The sequence below is a fragment of the Acidimicrobiales bacterium genome, assembly GCA_036491125.1.
Lineage (GTDB): Bacteria > Actinomycetota > Acidimicrobiia > Acidimicrobiales > AC-9 > AC-9.
Map to the genome: position 1 here is coordinate 44,275 of DASXCO010000094.1, position 21,114 is coordinate 65,388.

23 protein-coding genes are annotated in these 21,114 nt (G+C 70.7%); 8 read left to right on the forward strand and 15 right to left on the reverse strand.

The annotated features are described in order from the left end of the window. Window positions 1-11: 11 nt before the first annotated feature. The 3 genes from VGF64_08195 to VGF64_08205 are packed head-to-tail and all read right to left on the reverse strand — an operon-like array spanning window position 12 to window position 3,154. Window positions 12-848: an SDR family NAD(P)-dependent oxidoreductase gene (locus VGF64_08195; protein ID HEY1634722.1), complete on the reverse strand. Its 837-nt coding sequence runs from the start codon at window positions 846-848 to the stop codon at window positions 12-14. After that, window positions 848-2,344, reverse strand: a complete 1,497-nt coding sequence (locus VGF64_08200) for an acetyl-CoA acetyltransferase (GenBank protein ID HEY1634723.1) — start codon at window positions 2,342-2,344, stop codon at window positions 848-850. Before VGF64_08200 ends, VGF64_08195 begins: the two co-directional genes overlap by 1 nt. Then, on the reverse strand, window positions 2,345-3,154 hold the full coding sequence (locus VGF64_08205) for an enoyl-CoA hydratase-related protein (GenBank protein HEY1634724.1): 810 nt from the start codon (window positions 3,152-3,154) through the stop codon (window positions 2,345-2,347). Window positions 3,155-3,348: 194 nt separating this feature from the next. Here VGF64_08205 and VGF64_08210 point away from each other — a divergent pair, with 194 nt between their 5' ends. After that, the gene (locus tag VGF64_08210; GenBank protein ID HEY1634725.1) at window positions 3,349-4,248 is read left to right on the forward strand and encodes an LLM class flavin-dependent oxidoreductase; all 900 of its coding nucleotides are present in this window, start codon (window positions 3,349-3,351) and stop codon (window positions 4,246-4,248) included. Here VGF64_08210 and VGF64_08215 read toward each other — a convergent pair. The 10 genes from VGF64_08215 to VGF64_08260 form a co-directional block, all read right to left on the reverse strand. Further along, the gene (locus tag VGF64_08215; GenBank protein HEY1634726.1) at window positions 4,245-4,520 is read right to left on the reverse strand and encodes an HU family DNA-binding protein; all 276 of its coding nucleotides are present in this window, start codon (window positions 4,518-4,520) and stop codon (window positions 4,245-4,247) included. The genes VGF64_08210 and VGF64_08215 overlap by 4 nt on opposite strands. A gap of 93 nt (window positions 4,521-4,613) precedes the next feature. Next, on the reverse strand, window positions 4,614-5,960 hold the full coding sequence (locus VGF64_08220; protein ID HEY1634727.1) for an acyl-CoA dehydrogenase family protein: 1,347 nt from the start codon (window positions 5,958-5,960) through the stop codon (window positions 4,614-4,616). 48 nt (window positions 5,961-6,008) lie between these two features. Further along, the gene (locus VGF64_08225) at window positions 6,009-7,205 is read right to left on the reverse strand and encodes a thiolase family protein (GenBank protein HEY1634728.1); all 1,197 of its coding nucleotides are present in this window, start codon (window positions 7,203-7,205) and stop codon (window positions 6,009-6,011) included. Between the two features lie 20 nt (window positions 7,206-7,225). Continuing rightward, window positions 7,226-7,636 carry an OB-fold domain-containing protein gene (locus VGF64_08230; protein HEY1634729.1) on the reverse strand — a complete coding sequence of 137 codons (411 nt, stop codon included), beginning with the start codon at window positions 7,634-7,636 and terminating at the stop codon, window positions 7,226-7,228. 126 nt (window positions 7,637-7,762) lie between these two features. Then, a complete protein-coding gene (locus tag VGF64_08235) occupies window positions 7,763-8,110 on the reverse strand; it encodes a hypothetical protein (GenBank protein ID HEY1634730.1) in 348 nt (115 codons plus the stop codon). A gap of 53 nt (window positions 8,111-8,163) precedes the next feature. Continuing rightward, window positions 8,164-8,595, reverse strand: a complete 432-nt coding sequence (locus VGF64_08240) for a MaoC/PaaZ C-terminal domain-containing protein (protein HEY1634731.1) — start codon at window positions 8,593-8,595, stop codon at window positions 8,164-8,166. Between the two features lie 92 nt (window positions 8,596-8,687). Next, window positions 8,688-10,865 (reverse strand): acyl-CoA dehydrogenase, encoded by a 2,178-nt coding sequence (locus VGF64_08245; protein ID HEY1634732.1) that lies wholly within the window; start codon window positions 10,863-10,865, stop codon window positions 8,688-8,690. Window positions 10,866-10,890: 25 nt separating this feature from the next. Then, window positions 10,891-11,100: a ferredoxin gene (locus tag VGF64_08250; protein HEY1634733.1), complete on the reverse strand. Its 210-nt coding sequence runs from the start codon at window positions 11,098-11,100 to the stop codon at window positions 10,891-10,893. A gap of 23 nt (window positions 11,101-11,123) precedes the next feature. Next, complete coding sequence (locus VGF64_08255) at window positions 11,124-11,594, reverse strand: SRPBCC family protein (GenBank protein HEY1634734.1); 471 nt, start codon at window positions 11,592-11,594, stop codon at window positions 11,124-11,126. Further along, window positions 11,591-12,925 (reverse strand): FGGY-family carbohydrate kinase, encoded by a 1,335-nt coding sequence (locus tag VGF64_08260; protein HEY1634735.1) that lies wholly within the window; start codon window positions 12,923-12,925, stop codon window positions 11,591-11,593. The genes VGF64_08255 and VGF64_08260 overlap by 4 nt, the downstream gene beginning before the upstream one ends. A gap of 85 nt (window positions 12,926-13,010) precedes the next feature. On the opposite strand from VGF64_08260, the gene VGF64_08265 reads away from it, so the two are divergent. Genes VGF64_08265 through VGF64_08275 form a run of 3 tightly spaced genes read left to right on the forward strand, consistent with a single transcriptional unit; the run spans window position 13,011 to window position 17,099 of the window. Further along, window positions 13,011-14,012 carry an acyl-CoA dehydrogenase family protein gene (locus tag VGF64_08265; GenBank protein ID HEY1634736.1) on the forward strand — a complete coding sequence of 334 codons (1,002 nt, stop codon included), beginning with the start codon at window positions 13,011-13,013 and terminating at the stop codon, window positions 14,010-14,012. A 7-nt stretch (window positions 14,013-14,019) separates the two neighbouring features. Beyond that, window positions 14,020-15,585, forward strand: coding sequence for an AMP-binding protein (locus VGF64_08270; protein HEY1634737.1), 1,566 nt, complete (start codon window positions 14,020-14,022; stop codon window positions 15,583-15,585). After that, window positions 15,564-17,099, forward strand: a complete 1,536-nt coding sequence (locus tag VGF64_08275) for an AMP-binding protein (protein ID HEY1634738.1) — start codon at window positions 15,564-15,566, stop codon at window positions 17,097-17,099. The genes VGF64_08270 and VGF64_08275 overlap by 22 nt, the downstream gene beginning before the upstream one ends. Before the next feature lie 96 nt (window positions 17,100-17,195). Here the strand turns inward: VGF64_08275 and VGF64_08280 are convergent, their stop codons facing one another. Both VGF64_08280 and VGF64_08285 read right to left on the reverse strand, forming a co-directional pair. Then, on the reverse strand, window positions 17,196-18,176 hold the full coding sequence (locus tag VGF64_08280; protein HEY1634739.1) for a DUF2889 domain-containing protein: 981 nt from the start codon (window positions 18,174-18,176) through the stop codon (window positions 17,196-17,198). Window positions 18,177-18,229: 53 nt separating this feature from the next. Beyond that, window positions 18,230-18,622, reverse strand: a complete 393-nt coding sequence (locus tag VGF64_08285) for a hypothetical protein (protein HEY1634740.1) — start codon at window positions 18,620-18,622, stop codon at window positions 18,230-18,232. 4 nt (window positions 18,623-18,626) lie between these two features. Between VGF64_08285 and VGF64_08290 the strand changes: the two genes are divergently transcribed. The 4 genes from VGF64_08290 to VGF64_08305 form a co-directional block, all read left to right on the forward strand. Beyond that, window positions 18,627-18,848, forward strand: coding sequence for a hypothetical protein (locus VGF64_08290; protein HEY1634741.1), 222 nt, complete (start codon window positions 18,627-18,629; stop codon window positions 18,846-18,848). Window positions 18,849-19,142: 294 nt separating this feature from the next. Beyond that, window positions 19,143-19,955: an SDR family oxidoreductase gene (locus VGF64_08295; GenBank protein HEY1634742.1), complete on the forward strand. Its 813-nt coding sequence runs from the start codon at window positions 19,143-19,145 to the stop codon at window positions 19,953-19,955. After that, a complete protein-coding gene (locus VGF64_08300; GenBank protein HEY1634743.1) occupies window positions 19,952-20,731 on the forward strand; it encodes an SDR family oxidoreductase in 780 nt (259 codons plus the stop codon). The genes VGF64_08295 and VGF64_08300 overlap by 4 nt, the downstream gene beginning before the upstream one ends. Beyond that, window positions 20,728-21,114 (forward strand): alcohol dehydrogenase catalytic domain-containing protein (locus VGF64_08305; GenBank protein ID HEY1634744.1); only part of this gene is annotated, 387 nt, incomplete at its 3' end. The genes VGF64_08300 and VGF64_08305, both read left to right, overlap by 4 nt.

Consider the following 21,114-nt stretch of genomic DNA (forward strand, 5'->3'; position numbering starts at 1 on the left):
GCCGCACCGCGTCACGATCGGGCGAAATACTCGAAGTCCGCCATCAGGGCCTGGTGCCGCGCCTCGATGCCGGCGCGGGCGTCCGGATGGGTCAGGATGTGCAAACGGTTGGCGGTGATGCCGCGCACGACACACTGGCCAACCTCCTCTCCGGACATCGCGTGCTCCGGCCGTTGCGCCCACGTGGTGACATCCGTGCGCTGTTCGCCGGCGCCCGGAGCGAGCCGAAGCGACGTCTCCATCAAGTTGGAGTGGACCTGCCCCGGGCAGAGGACCGAGACGCCGATGCCCTCAGGTTCGAGCTCGGTGCGAAGCGTCTCGGTGAAGCCAAGAAGGGCGTGCTTGGTCGTGGTGTACAAGCCGAGATGAACCCCACCAGCCCGGGCAGGAGGCACGCACCGAAGGGCGGCCATCGAGGCCGTGACCACGACAGCCGCCGGCGGGCCGCTGGCGCGCAGATACGGAAGGAACACGTCGACTGCCCTGACGGCCGACATCAGGTTGAGCTCGATGATCCAGGACCAATCCTCGTCGGCGGCCGAGTCGAGGGGACGGTTGGCGAACACTCCCACGTTCGTCGACAGGACGTGGACTGCGCCGTAGCGGGCGACCGCCCGATCAGCCAGAGTTGCCAGGGAGGCGCGGTCCCTGCCGTCGACGCTGACGTGGGTGGCGGCACCCCCGGTGGTCAAGATCTCCTCGGCGACCGCCGCCGCCGACTCGCCTTGTATGTCGCCGACCACCACGCGCATCCCCTCGGCGGCCAGCGCCAGGGCGATGCCTCGCCCGATACCGCTGCCGCCGCCGATGACCACGGCGTTGCGGCCTTCGAGGTCCGAGGCCAGCATCAGGGCTTCACCAGATTGACGTTCCCCTCTCCGGGGACGAGCTCGACACGCGCACCGACGAGCTCGCGCTGCTCGGCCTCGGCCAGCAGATCGGCGTCCTCCATCCTGGCGTAGCAACGCGTGCCGTCGGGCAGGTCACACACGGCCAGGCCCCAGTCGGCGGCGCCGTCACGGCCGTGGGCGACGGTGTAGGTAGCCATGCTGGCCTCACCGGAGGCAACGTCGCGGATCGCCCGCCGGGGCCGGGCGTCCAGGCCGGACTGGACCTCGGCCGAGCTCGGCGGGCGAACCGGACCGGGTGTCGTGGAGTAGAGGCCCGAGACGTGCTTGGTCATGTGCATCCCCACGCCGGTGACCAACCCGAGCGCACCGGGATCCTGCCTGAGGACGTCAGCCATGGTGGCGATGGAGTGCGTCATGTAGTTGCTCCCCGCCCCACCGGCGAAGGGCAGGCCCCCTGTAACGGTCACACCCCGCTGGTCATCCTGGGCCAGGCCGAGCGCGTCGAGTGCGAAGTTGATCGAGCTGCCGAAGCAGCTGTAGAGATCCAGATGGCCGACGTCGTCGATGCCGACTCCGGCCACCCGGAGGGCCTCGGCATCCGCGACACGCATGGCCGGTGACGCCCACGTGGGATCGTGCTCGGCCACGTACACCGGATCGGTGGCGAAGCACCACCCCCTGAGGTACACCCGGCGGTCGGGCGCGATACCGAGGGCGTCAGCCTTCTCGTGACTGGCGATGATGACCGCGGCGGCCATGTCGACGTCCATGATCGAGACCATGTACTTCGTGTACGGGTACCCGACCATGCGGTTGTCGGGGCTGGCCGTCGTCAGCTCCTCGGCGCTGCGTCGCGTCGGGAACCAGGCGTAGGGGTTGGCGGCGGCCACGTCGGTCATGGGAGCCATCAGCTCACCGAGCTGATGGCGGTAGGCCTCCGGCTCGATGTGGAGATGGGCGCGCCGGGCGATGTCCCACACCGCGAACGTCAGCCAGGCCTGGAAGACCTCGTGCGTCACCTCGGCGGGGTGGAACGGGGCCTCGAACGGGAAGGGTTTGCGCTCGGGGTCCGGGTAGCTCCACGCCGGCTTCGTCCCCGCCTTCTTCATCTGGCGTCGTGTCTCGAGGCACTCGGCTCCGGTGATCAGGGCCAGGTCCGACTCTCCCCGGAGGATGGACTCTGCCGTGGTCTGCACCAGCAGCTGGGGCGTGGTCCCGCCGATACCCGAGTAGAGACGGTGGCGCGGCGACGCGCCCAGCGGCTCCGCCAGGCGCCCCGGAGGGTCGTCGTACTGCCAGCTCTGGCAGTACACGATCTGCAGGCTGTCCAGCTGCTCGAGGACCGCGGCTCGGCCGCTGTCCGCAGCGGCGGCGCGCGCCACCTCGTCCCACATGACGAGGGGCTCAGGGGCTCCGTTCGGGAAGTCCGCCGAGCGCCAGACACGCTGACCAACACCGATCAGGCACGGGGTGCGGGGATCGACGTCGGCCACCTACCTCCCCTTCCACCGCGGAGGCCGTTTCTCGGCGAAGGCCAGAGGCCCCTCCTTGGCGTCCTCGCTCTTGAAGACCATGTTCGACAGCTGTTGCTCGATCTTGTAGGCCTCCTCGAGGGTGACGGCCAGGCCCCGCAGCACGCTCTCCTTGGTCGCCCGCACCGCGAGCGGGCCGTTGGCGGTGATCCGTCCGGCCCACTCGAGCGCTCGATCGAGGAGCTGCTCACGGGGAACGATCTCGTTGATGAGGCCGACCTCCAGGGCCCGCTGCGCCGGAAAGGCCTCGGCGGTGAGGAGGAACTCCATCGCCGCCGGGAACGCCACCTGGCGAGGAAGGCGGACGGTGGTCCCTCCCCCGGCGAAGAGACCCCGCTTGGGCTCCATCACCCCGAAGGTGGCGTCGGGGCTGGCGATGCGGATGTCGACGCCCCCCAGCATCTCCATCCCACCCGCCACGCAGGGCCCGTTCACCGCGGCCACGATCGGCTTGTACAGCTCGACGTTGCGCAACACGGCGTACGTCCCGTCGGTCAGCCGACAGCCGTCGACCTCGGTGACCTCGCCCGAGCCGATCTTCTCCGCCAGCGCCGTGACCTGTGGGATGTAGGTCTTGAGGTCGGCACCGACGCAGTAGGCGTCGTCGACGCCCGTGATGATCGCCACCCAGGCGTCGGGATCGTCCTTGAAGCGCCGCCACGCCTGGGTCAGGTCCCGGAAGTGGTACATGTCCAGCGCGTTGCGCGTCTCGGGCCGGTCGATGGTGATCACCACCACGTGGCCGTCGCGCTCCTCATAGTGGATCGGCATGCGGCCGGAGACCTCCAGGGGGCTCAGCGGACCCTGACATGGTAGTCAGGGATGGCGAGAGCAGGACTCCGGGGTGACTCGGCGACTCGAGCGAAGAGGAAGCCGCCGCCGTCCAACCAACAGGGTCTGGCCCGTCAGGTACCGGCTGGGGTCCGAGCAGAGGAACAGCGCGACCGGCACGATAGAGTCCCGTGGTGGAGTACGCCCTGTACCTGCCCCAGCTGCGCATGTCGTTCAGGGCGATCGAGGAACGGGTGCTGGCCGCTGAGGCACACGGCTTCCATTCGGTGTGGTTCATGGATCATCTCGCCGCGCCGGCGATGCCAGAGGCCGACACCTTCGAAGCGTGGACGATCGCAACCGCGTTGGCAGCGCGCACGTCGCGGATCCGCATCGGGCACCTGGTGTTGTGTGACGCCTTTCGACACCCGGCGCTGCTGGCCAAGATGGCGGCGACGCTCGACGTGCTGAGCGGCGGACGCCTGGAGCTCGGCATCGGCTGGGGATCGGTGGAGCAGGAGCTGCGGGCCTACGGCTTCGCCGCCGACGGACCCGGGGTTCGCGCCGGCCGGTTGTCGGAGACCCTCGACATCCTGAGGCTCATGTTCGACGGCCGGCGATTCGACTACGAAGGGCGCTACTACCGCCTGACCGACGCCATCGGGCGACCGGTCCCGGCCCAGGGCCGGGTTCCCATCCACGTCGGCGGCGCCGGTCCCCGGCTCACCCTGCCCCTGGTGGCCCGCCACGCCGACTGGTGGAACTGCCCGTCCACCGCCGTCGACCGGCTCGGTGTGCTGCGGCACCAGATCGGGCAGGCCCGGGTCTCGACGCAGCACCCCGTGGCACTGGCCCCCAGCCGCCAGGATCGCGGCGAGGTGGTCGCCACCGCCCAACGACGCTTCGGATCGTGGGGCGGCCTACTCGCCGGAACCGCCGACGAGATCGCCGCCGCCCTGGCCTCCGAGGCCGCTCTCGGGGTGGAGCTGTGCATCCTGCAGTTCTCGGATTTCGGGGAGCCCGAGACGTTGGCCCGGTTCGCCGGCGACGTCGCCCCCGTCATCAGGGACGCAGCGTCGCCGGCTCGCCGCTAGTTGCTCAGCGTCTCCTTGACCGCCGACGCCTGACTGAAGCGCAGCGCCTTGCTCGCGGGAATCGAGATCGCTGCACCTGTCTGGGGATTGCGACCCATCCGCGCCGCCCGCTGGGAGACCGAGAAGGTCCCGAACCCGGGCCAGGCCACCTTGTCGCCAGCCTTGACGCCGTCCACGACCGCCCGAAAGGCCGCCGCGAGGACCGCTTCGGCCTCTCGTTTCTCCACGCCTGCCTCGGCCGCCACCTTGTCGACCAGCTCAGCCTTGTTCATGACACCTCCTCGTCCCCGGCAGCCACCGCCAGGGCGTCCTACGACCGTACGGGGTTGGGACGCCCGAGTGGGTGATTTCCGCCCAGCCTGGCCTCAGCCCCGGGGCAGGCCCAAGACCCGCTCGGCGAGGATGTTCCGCTGGATCTCGCTCGTCCCGCCAGCGATCGTACCCGAGAACGAGCGGAGGTACTGGGCCGCCCAGGCACCCTCCCGCCAGCCCCCCGGACCCGGGATCGAGGTGTCGATGGCCTCGGCGCCGAGGGCCTCGACGCCGGTGAGGTAGAGCCTCCGCTCCACCTCGCTGCTGTAGAGCTTGAGGAGGAGGTGCTCAGGCGACGCTTGGCCGCGGGAGAACTTGCCGAACCCCCGATAGCCCAGGAGCGTGATGGCGTGGGCGTCGATCACCAGCGACGCCACCCGGTCGCGAAACACGTCGTCGTCGGCCGGCCTCCCGGGCCTGCCGTCTCCCTGGGCCGGCCTCCCGGGCCTGCCGTCTCCCAGGGCCGGCCTCCCGGGCCGGCCGTCTCCCTGGGCCGGCCTCCCGGGCCTGCCGTCTCCCTGGGCCGGCCTCCCGGGCCGGCCGTCTCCCTGGGCCGGCCTCCCGGGCCGGCCGTCTCCCTGGGCCCGGCCCAGCTCGATGAGCTCCTCCACCCCCCGCTGGACGCTGTGGGCGTTGGCGATCCACAGCATCCCCCGCTCGTGCGACAGCGACCCCTGGGTGATCCTCCAGCCGTCGTGGAGCTCGCCCAGCAGGTTGGCGGCGGGGACGTTCACGTCGGTGAAGAAGACCTCGTTGAAGTCGGCGCGGTGCGGCTCGGTCAGCTCGGGCAGCGGTCGACAGGTGATCCCGGGCGATCGCATGTCGATGATCAAGGCGCTGATGCCACGGTGCTTCGGCGCCGCCGGGTCGCTGCGGACGAAGCACAGGCACCAATCGGCGTGATGGGCGCCCGACGTCCATACCTTCTGGCCGTTCACCACGAACCCGTCGCCGTCGAGGACCGCCCGGGTCGAGAGCGACGCCAGGTCGCTCCCGGCTCCCGGCTCGCTCATGCCCAGGCACCAGGTGATCTCGCCTCGGAGGGTCGGCAGTGCCCACAGCCGACGCTGGTCATCCGTGCCGTGGTCGACGATCGACGGCGTGACAATAGACAGGCCCTGCGGGTTGAGCGACCGCGGGATCTCGCCGGCAGCCATCTCCTCGAAGTAGATCATCTGCTGCACGGCGTTGGCGTTGCGCCCGCCCAGCTCGGGCGGCCACCCTGGCACCAGCCAACCCGCGTCGAAGAGCCGGCGCTGCCACGCCCGGGCCCAGTCGGGGAGGTGGGCGCTCGACAGCTTGGCCTCCATGAACTGCTGCTCGGGCGGGGCGTTGGCCTCGAGCCACTCCCTCAGCTCGCGACGAAAGTCCTCGTCCTCGTCCCGATACCGGAGTCGCACGAGGTCACCATACTGTGCGACCTGACATCAGCGTCACCTACGCCTCGGTCAGTGACGGTGGGTGAGCAGGAGGCAGCCGGCCAGCGGGCCGCCACCGGCGGCCGCCACCGCCACCTCGGGCGGCCCCGCGACCTGACGGTCCCCTCCCTCTCCCCAGAGCTGGAGGCACGCCTCGTGTAGGAACCCGTAGCCGTGCAGGCGCCCGGCCGACAGCTGGCCACCGCTGGTGTTGAGGGGGATCTCGCCGTCCAAGGAGATCCGCTCACCCCCGTCGATGAACGGGCCACCCTCACCTTTGGCGCAGAAGCCGAGGGCCTCCAGCCATGCCAGCGCGATGAAGCTGAAGCCGTCGTAGAGCTCGGCCACATCCACGTCGCTCGGGCGCAGATCGGTCCGCTCCCACAACATGGCGCCGGCATCGCGCAGCGCCATCGTGGTGAGATCATCCCACTGGTCCCACGACGGGCGGCCTCGGATCGCCGTACCCACCGCGTCCACCTGGATGGGATCCCGGCGCAGCCCGGACGCGGCGTCCGCTCGTGACACGATGAGCGCCGTGGCGCCGTCGGCGGGTACGTCGCAGTCGAACAGGCAGAGCGGCGACGAGATCATACGGGCTGCGAAGTAGTCGTCGAGGGACATCGGGTCTCGGTAGATGGCCTTCGGGTTGCGAGCCGCGTTCCTCCGGGCGTTGAGGGCGATGTGGGCCAGCTGCTCTCGAGTCGTGCCGTACTCGTGGAAGTGCCGCTGGGCGTAGCAGGCGATCCAGTTGGCGGCCGAGGGCGCGCCGAACGGCAGGGTCCACTGCATGAAGCCGTCGGCCCGGAAGGACCCGCCACCGCCGCCCGAGGTGACGCTCGCCCTGCCCTTCGTCCCCTGGGCCGTCGCCTCCCACACGCTCCGGAAGCACAGCACATGCGTGGCCAGCCCCGCCGCCACGGCCACGCAGGCGTCGATCACCGAACCCAGCTGACCGGGCAGCTCGATGCCGCCCGTGTACCAGTCGAGCTCGAGGCGGAGCGCGTCCTGGACCTCGACCACGCCAGCCCCGGAGAAGCCTGGTGGGGTGCTCATGTTCCCTGGGTAGGTGGCGATGCCGTCGATGTCCTCCCGGGTGAGACCCGCGTCGGCGATGGCATCCAGACACGCGTCCAGGGTGAGCCCCAACGGCGACCGGTTGAGACGCCGGCCGACATCGGACTGGCCGATCCCCGTGATGACGGCGCCGCGCTCGCCGATGCTCACGCCTCGGGTACCACGGCCGGTCACGCCGCCGGCTCGAAGAGGGGGATCCACACGTCGTCGTGGTGCTCGAAGAGCACCCGCACCGGCATGCCGACGTGCACGTTCTCCACATTGCAGTTGACGACGTTGGTCATGAGGCGCAGGTCCTGCTGCTCCTCGATCTCGACGATGGCCACCACGTACGGCGGGTCCAGTCCGGGGTACCAGGGCTGGTGGTTGATGGTGTAGGTCGCCACCGTGGCCCGGCCGCTGACCGTGTGGGGCGCGAGCTCCCGGCTGAGGTCGCGTGGGCACACCGGCGCCGGGGGGTGGACCAGGTATCCGCAGCTCGAGCACCGGAGGAAGCGCAGCTCGCCCGCCTCACCTCCCCGCCAGAAGTGCTCGTTCTCGCTGGTCACCCTGGGCAGCACCCGGAAGGGCGTATCCGCCATCTCGTCGTCGCTTCCTTCCGTCGGGGGGGCCTCCCGGGCCGGCCTCCGATTCACTGGGCCGGCCTCCCGAGCCGGCCTCCTATTCACTGGGCCGGCCTTCCGGGCCGGCTCCGACCGAGGGGGCCCTCAGTCGGTTTCGCTCTCGGGAGCCGAGTCGAAGCCCCGCCTGGCGTATGGCAGCGCCGCCACCGCGGGGAGCAGGCCGAAGCCGGGGAGCGTCAACATGATCGATCCCACGAGCTCCTCCCAGGTGGCTCCGACCTCCTTGGCCAGCATGGCGTGGCGCTGCACTCCCTCTGGATTGCGCAGGATGACGGTGCAGACCATGCGGATCAGCTCGTGGGTCTTGCGGTCGGGGGCCTGCAGCGAGTCGATCTGGGCCAACCAGGCGTTCTGGGCCTCGTGCAGGGCGGGAAACACCTCATGGAGGGGGCCCTCGAACGGGAAGTTCCAGTCCGGCTCCTTCTCAGGCACGGACCCAATCATGCACCCGCTCGGCGCGGGTAGAACGGCGGCACGCCCGGCCCTCAGCTGCGCGAAGGCAGCGCCGCCGTGGCCTCACCCTCCACCTTGACCTCGCCCTCGGCGTTCGTCAGCGCGCACTCGAGGTCGACGAGGTTCTCGCTGTCATCCTTGCGCTTGGCCTTCACCACGACACTCGTGACGAACTCCTCGCCCGGCCAGGTCTGCTTGACGAAGCGGACCTTGTACCGGCGGAGGTTGCCAATGCCCACGTAGTCGGTGATCGCCCTCCCGAGGACGCCGGCCGAGAACATCCCGTGGCCGAACACGCTGGGGAGACCTGCGGCCTTGGCCTTGACCTCGTCGTGGTGCATCGGGTTGAAGTCCCCGGACGCGCCGGCGTACATCACGAGGTCGGTGCGCGTCAGCTCGTGGCGGACCTCGGGACCCGCGTCACCCTCGCTCACGTCCTCGAAGAACAGCTTCTGCTCTCCCATGGGCCCCCTTGCTAGCCAAGCCTGACACCACTGTCAACAACAGGAGGTGGGGCGCCGCCCGGGCCGAGAGCAGGCTCTGAGCGACCCCCCGCTCACGGGTCCCTCGGCAGGCCGAGCAGGCGCTCGGCGATGACGTTGCGTTGGATCTCGCTCGAGCCCCCGGCGATGGTGAGGCACCGATTGGCCAGGAAACCACCCGTCCACGGCGCCGCTGCACCTTCCACGGTCGCCCCCTCCGGCCCGAGCAGCGTCATCCCTGTCTCCTGGACCCGCTGGTCGTGCTCGACGCCGACGAGCTTGCGCACGCTCGACTCCGGACCGGGGTCGGCGCCGGACAACGCCCGCAGGGTCAGTCGGAAGCCGAGGACGGCCAGGCACTCCGCCTCGGCCAGCAGCCGCCCGAGATGGTCCATCGCCACGGGGTCGTCTGCGGCTCGGGGCGCGATGAGCTGGAGGAGGGACTCCACTCCGAGTCCGAATGACGACCCGCTGCCCATCGACACCCGCTCGTTGGCGAGCGTGGTGCGGGCCAGCCGCCAGCCGCCGTTCACCTGTCCGACCACACAGTCGTCGGGCACGAACACGTCGGAGAGGAACACCTCGTTGAACATGGCCTGTCCGGTGAGCTCTCGCAGCGGCCGCACGTCGATGCCGACCGAGCGCATGTCGACCAGGAAGTAGGTGATCCCCTCGTGCTTCGGCGCGTCCGGGTCGGTCCGGGCCAGGCAGATCGCCCAGTCGGCCCGCTGGGCAATCGAGGTCCAGACCTTCTGCCCGGTCAGCAGCCAGCCCCCGTCCACCCGGGTGGCCTTGGTGGAAAGCGAGGCCAGGTCGGAGCCGGCGCCCGGCTCGCTGAACATCTGGCACCAGGTCATCTCGCCTCGGAGGGTCGGGCCGACCCAGCGCTCCTGCTGCTCGGCGGTGCCGTGAGCGATGATCGTGGGTAACGCCCATGCCCCCACGGCCAGCTGAGGACGGCGGATGCGGGCGCGCTGGAGCTCCTCCTCCACAACCAGCTGCTCCACCGCACCGGCGCCCCTCCCCCACGGGCGGGGCCAGTGGGGCGCCACATACCCTTCGTCGGCAAGTCGGCGCCGCACCTCCTGGGCATCGGCCCGGCCCAGGGTCTCGGCCAGCGACCGTACCTCGACGCGAACGGGCTCGGCCTCCTCGGGAAGGGCGATGTCCAAGCTGCGTCGGGCGCCGGTCAGGGCGAGGTCGGCGACGCGCGCGCGCCACGGTTGCTGGCCGCTGAGCAGGGCGCGGACGGACGCGGCGCGTTTCAGATAGAGGTGGACGTCGTGCTCCCACGTGAAGCCGATCCCACCCAGGACCTGCACGCAATCCTTGGCGCAGGTGAAGAATGCCTCCGGGGCGAGCACCCCCGCGACCGCCGCAGCGAGGGCTGCTTCCTCGCGGTCGTCGGCGCCTCGCGCCGCGTCCCAGGCCACGGCCGCGGCCTGGCCGGCGGCGACGAGCATGTCGGCGCAACGGTGCTTGACGGCCTGGAACTGGCCGATCGGGCGACCGAACTGCTCGCGGACCTTGGCGTGGGAGGCGGCGGTATCGACGCACCAGTCGGCACCGCCCGCGCACTCGGCCGACAGCAGGACGGCGGCCAGATCCGCCACCAGCCGGCCGTCCACACCCGGCAACTCGGCTTCGGTGCCGACCGTCACGCCGTCGACGACGACCTCGCCGACCCGCCGGGTCGGGTCGAGGCTGGGCAGGGCCTCGACCGTCACGTCGTTGGCGTCGAGCGCGTACCAACGCTCGCCATCGGGTCCGGTGGCGGGGAGCACGAAGACGCCCGCCTGCCCGGCGCCGAGGACGGGCCGGGCCCGCCCCGAGAGGCGCACGCCACCGCCGTCACGCTCGGCCGTGATGGAAGACGGACCGAGCGCCACCGCCCCCGTCACCGACCCGTCGCACAGTCCGGGGAGCCAGGCGCGAGGGTGGGCTTGCGGCCCGCTGGCGGCGATCGCCGCGCTCGCCAGGACCGTCGGCACGAAGGGCCCGGGTGCCACGGCCCGACCGAGCTCCTCGAGGACGACGGCCAGCTCGGGAAGACCGAACCCCTGGCCACCGTCGGCCTCGGCGACGTGAAGACCGAGCCAGCCCTGCTCGATCAAGGATCCCCAGAATGCCGGGAGGTCCTCGCCCTCGGCATCGAGCAGGGCGCGGGGCACCGAGGGCGGGCAATAGGCATCGGTCCAGCGTCGGACGGCACGGTGGAGCGAGACGTGCTCCTCGCTCACCCCTAGCGGCACAGGTACCCCGCCATGCGACCCCTCGTCATCTGATTCGCTCGCCGTCTCTTGTGACGGTGATGGACTGGGTCGGACAGCCCTGGGCCGCCAGCACGATGCGCTCCTCGGTGTCGCCCTCGGGGTCGATCACGATGGCCAGTCCCTCGTCGTCCAGATCGAACACCGCCCCCGCCCAGTACGAGCAGTTGCCGGAGCCCATGCACGTCTCGCGGTTGATCGAGATCTCCAGCCCCATCACCCCAAAGGATGACACACGCGTCAGGTGGCATGGGCCTGTGCGCCACGACCGCGCTCACCCGCCTCGAGAAGGCGCGCGATCTCGGCCACCTCCTGTCGCACGGACCGGGCGAACCAGCCCGCGGCCACGGCGTCGTAGAGCCAGCCCAGCGGCGAGCCCATATCCATCGTCTCCACATGGTGCACCCGGGTGCCTCCCTCGACGGGCTCGATCTCGAACCAGGCATGCAGGGCGCGGGGGATCCCGTGCTCCAGGGTGACGTCGATCCTGCCCGGCGGCTCCAGCCGGTAGCGGGTGACGACCGAGCCTGGGAAGCGCCCCAGGAACTTGCCGTCCTCCCGAGCGATCATGCCGTCGGAGGTGTCCCCCAGCTTCGTGACCCAGACGATCTTGGTGTCGGCCTTGGTGTACTGGGCGGGGTCCAGCACGAAGTCGAAGACCTCCTGCGGGTCCACCCCCTTGATGATCGCCTCTCCCTCGCCCCGGATCATTCCGGACCTCCTTCGACCGGCGGGCCACCGCTTCGCTGACGGAAGATCTCGTACCGTTCGCCGGCCGGCCCGACCCAGCGCGGATCCGGCTCCACCCGGTGCGAGATCCGGGCCCAGCGGGCCGCGTCGGCCGTGGCCACCTCCAGCCCCGCCGCCTGGCGGGCGAGGAAGGCGGCTCCCAGGGCGCCGCCCTCGGGGACCGCGACCACGTCCACGGGCACCGCCGTGCAGTCGGCCAGCGCTTGGATCCAGCCCTGGTCCCTGGTGCCGCCACCGGTGGCCACGATCCGCCGCACGGGCACGCCGCCGAGGTCGAGGTGGTGTCGAACGACGAAGCCGGCCGCCTCCAGCGCCGCCCGCCGAACGGCGGCGGCGTCGTGGGTGAGGTCGAGCTCGTGCAGCCCCGCCCGGCGGTCGGGATCGTGCAGGGGCGTGCGCTCGCCGTGGGGGTAGGGGGTCCAGACAGGCACCCGGTGCGGGTCGACCGGAGCGTCGGACCGTCCCATCAGGCGAGTGGCCCAGTTGATGAACATGCCACCTGAGCCGCTCGGACCTCCCATCATCAGCTTTCCCGGCGTGGTATGGGGGATGGTCCACAACCCCGGCGGCTGGCGCCACTCCCGCAGGACGATCCAGGTGATGAGCGTCGTCCCGCAGATGACGAGCGCGTCGCCTTCCTCGTCGGCCCCGGCCACGATCTGCTCGGCCAGGGCGTCGACCGATCCGGAGGCGAGCACGGCGTCACCCACCTTCCCCACCGCCTCACCGGTCGGCTCGACGCGCGGCAGCTGGCCCACGTCGATGCCCATGGCCGCGGCCCGGCCGGCGTCCCAGCCGTGTCCGTCGAACAACGGGAACCCGGAGAGGGCGGCGCCGGTGTCCAGGACCGCCTCGCCGGAGAGCACGTGGTTCGTCACCGCCTGAGCGGGCCAGTAGCCGCGGGCGTCGGGCAGCTGCCTGGCCGACCAGCCCACGAAGGCCTCCAGCTCCCCGCTGATCGGAGAGGCGCTGCGGTCGGCGCCGGCGCGTCCTCGGGAGTCGCCGTAGAGCAACCCCGGCGTGCGCGGTATGCCCCGCCGGTCCACGGCGGTGACGGAAGGAACCATCGCCGCGACGCACAACCCGCGTGCGGAGACGTCGCCGAGCGCAGCCAGGGCTCGCCGGGGGCCGCGTCGCCAGGCCCGGTTGGCGTCGTGCTCCATGGCGTCCCCGGTCGGGACCAGCAGCCGATGCGGCACGCGAGCTCGGGCCACGACATTCCCCTCGGCATCGACGGCCAGCGCCTTGACCGACGTGGTCCCGATGTCGATACCGACCGTCACCTCGGCCATGGGTTCCCAGACCGCATTCCCGCGAGCTCCTGACCTAGAGTGACGGACACGTCAGGTTAGCCGCGGGCCTGGCCACTCACCACCGATGGACTTCACGATCACCGAGGACCAGGAGCTGCTGCGCAGCTCGGCCCACCAGCTCATGGCCGGCGAGTGCCCGACCAGCCTGGTGCGCGCCCACATGAGCGACCCGGACGCGGCGGACCAGCTCTGGGAACATCTTCGAGCCTGGATCGGAATCGCCAGTGGTCCGCTGGTGGACCTGTGCCTGGTCCTCGAGGAAACCGGCGCGGCGTTGGCTCCCGGTCCGTTCTTCCCGACGGCGGTGCTCTTCGCGCCCCTGCTCGCCGCCCTCGACCACCCTCTCGCTCCGAGCGCTCTCGAGGGTGAGGTGACGGGCACGGTCGCCATGGCCGGCGTCGACGGCACGTGGGCGCCCAACGACGACCCGACGAAGACCTTCGTCCCCGAGGCGGAACGCGTGGACCACGTGGCCGTCGTCGGGGCCGGGCCGAGTGTCGCGGTGACAGGTCGGCTCCCGGCCCGCTACGTAGCCACCGTGGATACGAGCCGTCGCCTGGCCGAGGTGGACACCGCCGGAGTGGGCGAGCGGGTGCAGGTCTCGGCCGATCTGATCCAGGACCTTCTGGACCGGGCCTACGTGGCGCTGGCGGCAGAGATGCTCGGCACGGCCCGGTGGCTGCTCGATGCCACTCTGGCCTACGCCAAGGGCAGAGAGCAGTTCGGACGGCCCATCGGCACGTTCCAGGCCATACAGCACAAGCTGGCCAACATGGCCCTGGCCTTCGAGCGGGCTTGGAGCGCCGTGTACTACGCGGCTATGGCCATCGACTCGGGCGACCCGGACCGCCACCGCGCCGCCCACGTCGCCAAGGCAGCCGCCGGCGCCGCGGCCACGCTGGCGGCCAAGGACGGCATCCAGGTCCACGGCGGCATCGGCTACACCTGGGAGCACGACCTGCACCTGTTCATCAGGCGGGCATACGCATCGGAGCACCTGCTGGGTACCTCGGGCTGGCACCACGACCGGTTGGGCGAGCTGCTCATGCAACCGGCAGCGGGATGAGCGGGCCGTGACTGAGCTTCTGACGGGCCAGCTGCGCCTCATGGCCAGCCGCCACCCCGACGAGATCGGCTACCGCAATCTCGACGCCGGCACGGATCTTTCGTTCGCCCGCTGGGAGGCGGAGTCGAACCGGCTGGCGCGGGGCCTGGCCGGCGCCGGCGTGGCCAAGGGGGACCGGGTGTCGATCTACCTCCCGAGCGAGGAGGTCCTCAACTGGGTCGTGGCGTATGCCGCCATTCACAAGGCGGGTGCAGTCGCCGTCCCGACCAACACTCGCCTGTCGGCCCGCGAGACGAGCACCATCCTCGGCCACGCCGAGGCGTTGGCGGCGATCACCTGTGCATCCCATCTGCCAACCCTGCTGACGGCACGCCGCCGCGTCCCGACTCTCGGTCTCGTGGTGAGCACCGACGGGACGGCCGGCTCCGAGGCGGACGGGCCGGTCGAGCCAGGCGCGCCGGGCGCCGTGCCGTGGGCGGCGGTGGCCGCGGACGACGCCAGCGAGTTCCAGGTCGAGCTGGCGCCCGAGGACCTGGCCGACATCATGTACACCTCGGGCACCACCGGCTCGCCCAAGGGAGTGGTCGTCCGCCATCGCAACGCGTCGCTCCTGCCGAACGGCGAGCCCCATTGGTCGGGAACCGCGTGGCTGCACGGCTCCCCGCTGTTCACCTTCGCCGGCATCAGCTTCGTGTACAACCCCATGAAGCTCGGGAAGTCCGCCTTCTTCCTACCCAGGTTCGACGCCGGCCGTTGGCTCGAGGTCGTCGCCGGCGAGCGACCCGAGGCCGCCTTCATCGTCCCCGCCATGGCCCAGCTCATCATCGCCCACCCGGAGTTCCAGACGGCCGACCTGTCCAGCCTCCAGCTGTGCTCGCTCGGGAGCGCGCCGGTCTCGGCCGCCGTGCTCCGTCGCCTCCAGGAGCGGATGCCCGACGCCACCATCTCCAACGGCTACGGGATGACCGAGGCCGGCCCGGCGTTCTGTGCCATGCCCAAGGACGAGGCCTGGAAACGGGCCGGTTCGGTGGGCAAGCCGATGCCCCCAATGGAGGTCCGCATCACCAACGAAGAAGATGACGGCCTGCGAGCCGACGCCGTGGGCGAGGTCCTCATCCGCCTGCCGGGTCGACAGCGCGAGTACTACCGGGACGCCGACGCCACGGCCCGCACCTGGACCGACGGTTGGCTCCACACCGGCGACCTCGGCCGGCTCGACGAGGACGGCTATCTCTACATCGTGGGCCGGACCAAGGAAGTCATCATCAGGGGCGGCAACAACATCTACGCCACCGACGTCGAGAACGCCCTGCTCGAGCACCCGGCGGTACTGGAAGCCGCGGTGGTGGGCGTGCCCCACGAGGTGCTGGGCGAGGACCTGGCCGCCTTCCTCGTCACAGCGCCCGGCCGGGCGCTCGACGTCGAGGAGCTTCGCGCCTTCCTCTTGTCGCGGCTCGCCGACTACAAGGTCCCGCGCCGTGTCGCCTTTCTCGATCAGCTGCCGCGCAACGCGACGGGCAAGGTCCTCAAGCACGAGCTGGCGCCGCCTCGATGGACGCCCTCCACGCGCTGACCCTCGCCGACGTGCTGGCGGAGCACCGCCGCAGCTACCCGGAGCAGGCCGCGGTGGTGTGCCGCGGTGACCGCTACACCTATCCCGAGCTGGACACCCGTGTGAGCCGGCTGTCGAACACATTCGGGGCCGCGGGACTCGGACCGGGCGAGCGCATCCTCTGGTTGGGGCAGAACTGTCACCGCCTCCTCGAGTGCCTCCTCGCCGCAGCTCGGTCCGGGGCCATCTTCTGCGCCGCCAACTGGCGGCAGACGGCTCAGGAGTTGGCGTTCATCATCGACGACGTGCAGCCGCGCGTCGTCGTCTGGCAGGAGGACGAGATCGGCCCGACGGTGCGTGAGGCACGCCGCGCCGCCGGCACCGGTGTGGGGACCACATGGATCCAGCACGACACGACTGCGCCGGACGGCTACGAGGCCCTGTTGGCGTCGGCCTCGCCCGACGAACCCCTCGTCGAGGTCGACCCGGCCTCGCCCGTGCTGCAGCTGTACACCGCAGCCTTCAGCGGGCGTCCCAACGGCGCTCTCCTGAACCACACCGCCATCATCGTGCAGTCGCTGATGATGGCCCGGCTCCAGGAGATCGACTGGGACTACGTCTATCTGAACTCCGGGCCGCTGTTCCACGTGGCGACCCTCATGACGACGATGGCCACCTTCCAGCTGGCGGGGACCAACGTCTTCACCCCGCGTGTCGACGCCGAGGAGCTGTGCCGTCTGATCGAGACCGAGCGGTGCACCGGAGCGTTCCTCGTCGGCCCGACCCTCGACCAGGTCCTCGAGCTCAATCGCGACGGCCGTTACGACCTCAAGAGCCTGCGCAGCTTCGCCGGCCGGCCCGAGTGGAACGAGATGATCACCGTCGACACCAGCCCCTGGGCCCGCCGTCCTGCCGGCTACGGGCAGACAGAAGTCATGGGGATGTTGACGTTCAACGCCGTGGGCGGGCCCGCCCTGGGCACCGCGGGCCGACCCTCACCCGTCTCCCGGGTGCGGATCGTCGACCCCGACGGCAACGAGGTACCGCCGGGCGAAGTCGGCGAGATCGTCGCCCGGGGTCCGACGATCATGACCGGTTACCACGACCGTCCCGTAGTGAACGCCGAGCGCCAGGCCGGGGGTTGGCACCACACCAACGACCTCGGTCGTCGGGAGCCCGACGGGTCGATCAGCTTTGTGGGCCCGAAGACCAGGCTCATCAAGTCGGCAGCGGAGAACATCTATCCGGCCGAGGTCGAGGCCTGTATCGCCCGTCATCCCGCCGTCGCCGAGGCCGCGGTGATCGGCGTGCCCGACCCGACCTGGACCCAGAGTCTCAAGGCGGTCGTGGCGCTGCGAGATGGCGGGAGCGCGACGGCGGACGACGTCATCGAGCACTGTCGGGCCAACATCGCGTCGTACAAGAAGCCGCGCTCGGTCGAGTTCGTCGATCGGCTGCCGCGGCAGGGCTTCGCCGTCGACTACGACGCCCTCGACGCCCGCTTCGGCGGGGGTGGCTACCCCGGCCGTCCCTGACGGACTACGGGGCTGGATCTTCGCCCATGATCACGATCTGGCGCTCGACGAACAGCCAGCGCCCGTCCCGCTTGAGCAGACGGTCGTGGTCGTCGGTCACCGGCCGCCAACGAGGTAGGCCACGTCCGCGAGGACGCGCAGCATGTCGTTCAGGTGGGTGCAGCTCCTGATGTCAGTGAGCTGCTCCCGCACCGCCGAGCGGAAGTCGCCGATTGCCCGGCCGACGAGGTCCTCGACGTGCGCCGCCGCCAGGGGACACTCGCCGAACGGCAGCACCGCCGGTGTCGCCTCGATCGACCGCACGACCAGCCCGTCGGGGTCGAGCGTCGCCTCCAGGCCGTACTCGTGGAGCACCACCTCGGTCCCGTCTGGCTCTCCATAGGTATCGCGGAACATGGCGTTGACCCCGACAGGGTCGCGTCCACCAACATCGATCCGTCGACGCCGGCGCATGGCGCCCGGTGGCAGGGATCCGATCTCGTGCCAGCCCAGGACGTCCGAGCTCCCTTCACCCCCCGCCAGGTCGGGTGCCGGGGGGCAGTCCTGGAGCGGTATGCCGTCGCCGCTGGCGACGCTGGACATGGCACGACCACCAGCGCGCCACCCCGAGCACACGTCGGTCATGGCCTCGAGGGCGCCGACCGGCACGGTCGAGCCCGAGGGCAAGCCGGCGTGGGCCTCGGCGCGCACCCGCACATAGCCCGAGATCAGCGAGGCCCCCGGCAGGTCGTCGAGCAGCAGGCCGAGCGGAGTGCCGCGCTCACCGGGCAGGACGGTCGCCACCTTGCTCCGGAACCCCGACCCCACCACCGACCCGGCCAACGCCGTCGCCTCGGGCCGGTCCGGCACCAGGTCCAGTGAAGCCAGCCGACGGCGGGGATCGACGTGGGCATCCAGCGAGGCGGCGTCCCGCACCCGGGCCCCCCGGTCGGTCGTCTCGAGGTCCCGGGCGGCGCCGGCGAGGTGCAGCCAGGGCCCATCCCAGCTCATCTCGATGTGCGTGGTCCGCCGCACCGTTCCCGGCCGGCGCGGCGGCGTCGTCGCGCTCGGCGATCGGGGGGCAACCAGGGCCGGCACGCGGGCGACGGTACACCTTGACGTGCCCCGCCGGGGGGCCTCTCCGGGCGCGGCTACTTGTTGAGCGACTGGCAGGCGGCCTGGTTCTTCAGGGCCGCGTCCAGTTCCGCCGAGGGGTACCGCTGGTCCAGCGAGTTCAGGCTCGTCTTGACCTGGTTCCCCGCGTTATCGAGGGAGTTGGCCAGGCCCTGTGCCCCGTTGCTGAGGGCCGTCGGGTTGTCGGCCGGCAGCGCCTGTGCCTGGTTCTGCGCCTGCACGAAGGCCGACCGGATCCCCTCGAGCCCGCTCACGAGGCCCTGGGAGATGGCCCGACCGTTCGAGACCGACGGAGCCCCGGCGGCTTGGACACCAGAGATCATCGTGTTGGTGGACGCCACGGCGCCACCGAGGAAGTTCACGAACTGGGTCTTGATCTGTTGCAGGTCGCTGCCGTTCAGCCCCGACACGGCGGTGCTGCTGCTGCTCTGCAACTGGTTCACCCAGCCCGTGATCCTCCCGCACACCTGGTTGGCCCACTGGCTGGCCGTGAGACTGGCCTGGGTCGACGACGAGCTCGACCCGCTCGAGCTCGACCCACCACTGCAGGCGGCCACCGTCAACCCTGCCGCCAGGCTCACCGCTGACGCGAGCCCGATCCTCGCGGCTCGCCGACGTCGCGGTGATCCCACCTGACGAGCAGGCATCCACGGTTGCATTGGAACCCCCTGGTGCGGCCTTCGCACGAGCAGCGTAGGAGAAGGCGCACCTACGGCGTCACTTCGCCGACTTGCAGTTCGCTGCGTTGTTGAAGGCCTGGTCCACCTGACTGGACGAGTTCGCGTACCTCTGCCCGAAATTGTCCAGGTTCGTCGGGGCTTGGCTGGATGCTGTCTGCAACGTGGCACCCGGTCAACGCCAAGAACACCGCTGCACAGGGCGGTGCGCCGGACGACCATCGGCTCGCCGACATGGTAGTCATACAGCCTGATGGGCTACTCGATCGCAGGCAAGACGGCCCTCGTGACCGGCGCCTCGTCCGGCATCGGCGCTGCGGTGGCCACGGACCTGGCCCGGCGGGGCGCCACCGTAGGGATCTGCGCCCGACGCGAGGACCGTCTGAGTGACGTGCTCGCCGAGTGCCGGGCCGCATCCCCCGACTGCCGGATGTGGGTCGCCGACCTGTCCGAGCTCGGCCAGGTAAGCGACCTCGGCCGACGCGCCGTCGCCGAGCTGGGCGGGATCGACATCCTGGTCAACAACGCGGGCATGCCCAAGCGTCGGCACGTCACCGCGCTCACGCCGCAGGTGGTTGACGAGGTCATGGCCCTCAACTACCTGTCGCCCGTGCGGCTCACGCTCGCCCTGCTTCCGCACATGCTCGACCGGGGCGCGGGCCGCGTCGTCAACATCTCATCGGTGGCCGCCCGGCTGGGGCCACCGGGCGAGGCCGCCTACTCCGCCTCGAAAGCTGCGCTCACCGCCTGGTCCGAGTCCATGGCCGTCGACTTGTGGGACACCGGGATCCGTCTCCATGTGGTGAACCCGGGCATCATCGACACCGAGCTGTTCGGGCTGCCGGACAACGACCCGTTCGTCGCCGACATCGAGGCCCTCCCGCCCCAGGTCGTTGCTGACGCCATCGCCGAGCAGCTCGATGCAGACATCTTCGAGATCTACGTCCCCGACTGGTTCTCGGCCATCGCCGCCGAGAAGGCCAAGGACGTCGGCCAGTTCCTCGCCGGGTCGGCGGCATGGACTCGCCAGCAGCGTCAGACGGAGCACGGCGGCGGCGCCTCGTGAGCGCGACAACCGGCAACGTGCTCGTCACCGGCGCCTCGTCGGGCATCGGTGCCGCCCTTGCCCGTCTGCTCGCCAGACGCGGGGCGACGGTCGGGATCGTCGCTCGTCGGGGTGACCGCCTGGCCCAGGTGCTGGACGACTGCCGCCGGTCGTCTCCGGGCTCGCGGCTGTGGGTCGCCGACCTGGGCGACCTGGCGGCCGCCGAGCGCGTGGCCGTCGAGGCGTGGGACGCCTTCGGCCACCTGGACGCCCTCGTGAACAACGCCGCCATTCCGAAGCGGCGGCACGTGACCCGCCTGTCCCCCGACGAGGTGGCCGACGTGATGCGGGTGAACTTCGAGTCGCCGGTGCGAATGACCTTGCGCCTGCTGCCGCGGATGCTGGCTCGCAACGTGGGCACGATCGTCAACGTCGCCAGCGCCGCCGGCCGCCTCGGAGTCATGCACGAAGCGGCGTACAGCGCCAGCAAGTTCGCCCTCAGCGGGTGGACCGAGGTGATGGCCATCGACCTGGCCGCGACCGGGCTGCGGGTCAGGCTCGTGCATCCCGGCCCCATCGACACCGAGATCTGGTCGCTTCCCGACAACGAGGACCCGATCTACGACGGGCCGAAGGTCTCCGCCGAGGAGTGCGCCGAGGGCATCGTGGCGGCCATCGAGGGCGACGGCTTCGAGGCCTACGTGCCCGACATGAAGGGCGTCGTCGAGTGGAAGACCTCGGCCATCGACGACTACATCGCCACGTCTGCCCTCATGGAGCGGGGGGCGACCACGTGAGGGGGCTGGTCTTCGGCGTTGGCCCGGAGCCACAGCCCGAGCCTCCGGCGGACGCCAACCGGCTGACCAAGGCGCTGGCAGATACGCCCATGGCCATCACCGATCTCGACGACCCACGCCCCCTGGGTCCGGACTGGGTGGTGCTCGATACCAGGATGACCGGCATCTGCGGCTCGGACGCCAAGCAGGTCTTCATGGACACCGACGGCGGGGACGCTTCCGACAACTCGATGACGGCACTGATCTCCTTCCCCCAGGTGCTCGGGCACGAGGTCGTTGGCACCGTCGCCGAGCTGGGCCCGCAGGCTCGGGGCTTCGACGTCGGGCAGCGAGTGGTGCTCAACCCGTGGCTCTCCTGCGGTCCGCGAGGCATCGACCCGCCG

Coding starts and splice junctions, on each gene's coding strand:
- VGF64_08295 (HEY1634742.1), top strand. CDS start 19,143: ATGGGCTACTCGATCGCAGGCAAGACGGCCCTCGTGACCGGCGCCTCG.
- VGF64_08275 (HEY1634738.1), top strand. CDS start 15,564: ATGGACGCCCTCCACGCGCTGACCCTCGCCGACGTGCTGGCGGAGCAC.
- VGF64_08240 (HEY1634731.1), bottom strand. CDS start 8,595: ATGGGAGAGCAGAAGCTGTTCTTCGAGGACGTGAGCGAGGGTGACGCG.
- VGF64_08260 (HEY1634735.1), bottom strand. CDS start 12,925: ATGGCCGAGGTGACGGTCGGTATCGACATCGGGACCACGTCGGTCAAG.
- VGF64_08250 (HEY1634733.1), bottom strand. CDS start 11,100: ATGGGGCTGGAGATCTCGATCAACCGCGAGACGTGCATGGGCTCCGGC.
- VGF64_08265 (HEY1634736.1), top strand. CDS start 13,011: ATGGACTTCACGATCACCGAGGACCAGGAGCTGCTGCGCAGCTCGGCC.
- VGF64_08195 (HEY1634722.1), bottom strand. CDS start 848: ATGCTGGCCTCGGACCTCGAAGGCCGCAACGCCGTGGTCATCGGCGGC.
- VGF64_08205 (HEY1634724.1), bottom strand. CDS start 3,154: ATGCCGATCCACTATGAGGAGCGCGACGGCCACGTGGTGGTGATCACC.
- VGF64_08215 (HEY1634726.1), bottom strand. CDS start 4,520: ATGAACAAGGCTGAGCTGGTCGACAAGGTGGCGGCCGAGGCAGGCGTG.
- VGF64_08255 (HEY1634734.1), bottom strand. CDS start 11,594: ATGATCCGGGGCGAGGGAGAGGCGATCATCAAGGGGGTGGACCCGCAG.
- VGF64_08230 (HEY1634729.1), bottom strand. CDS start 7,636: ATGGCGGATACGCCCTTCCGGGTGCTGCCCAGGGTGACCAGCGAGAAC.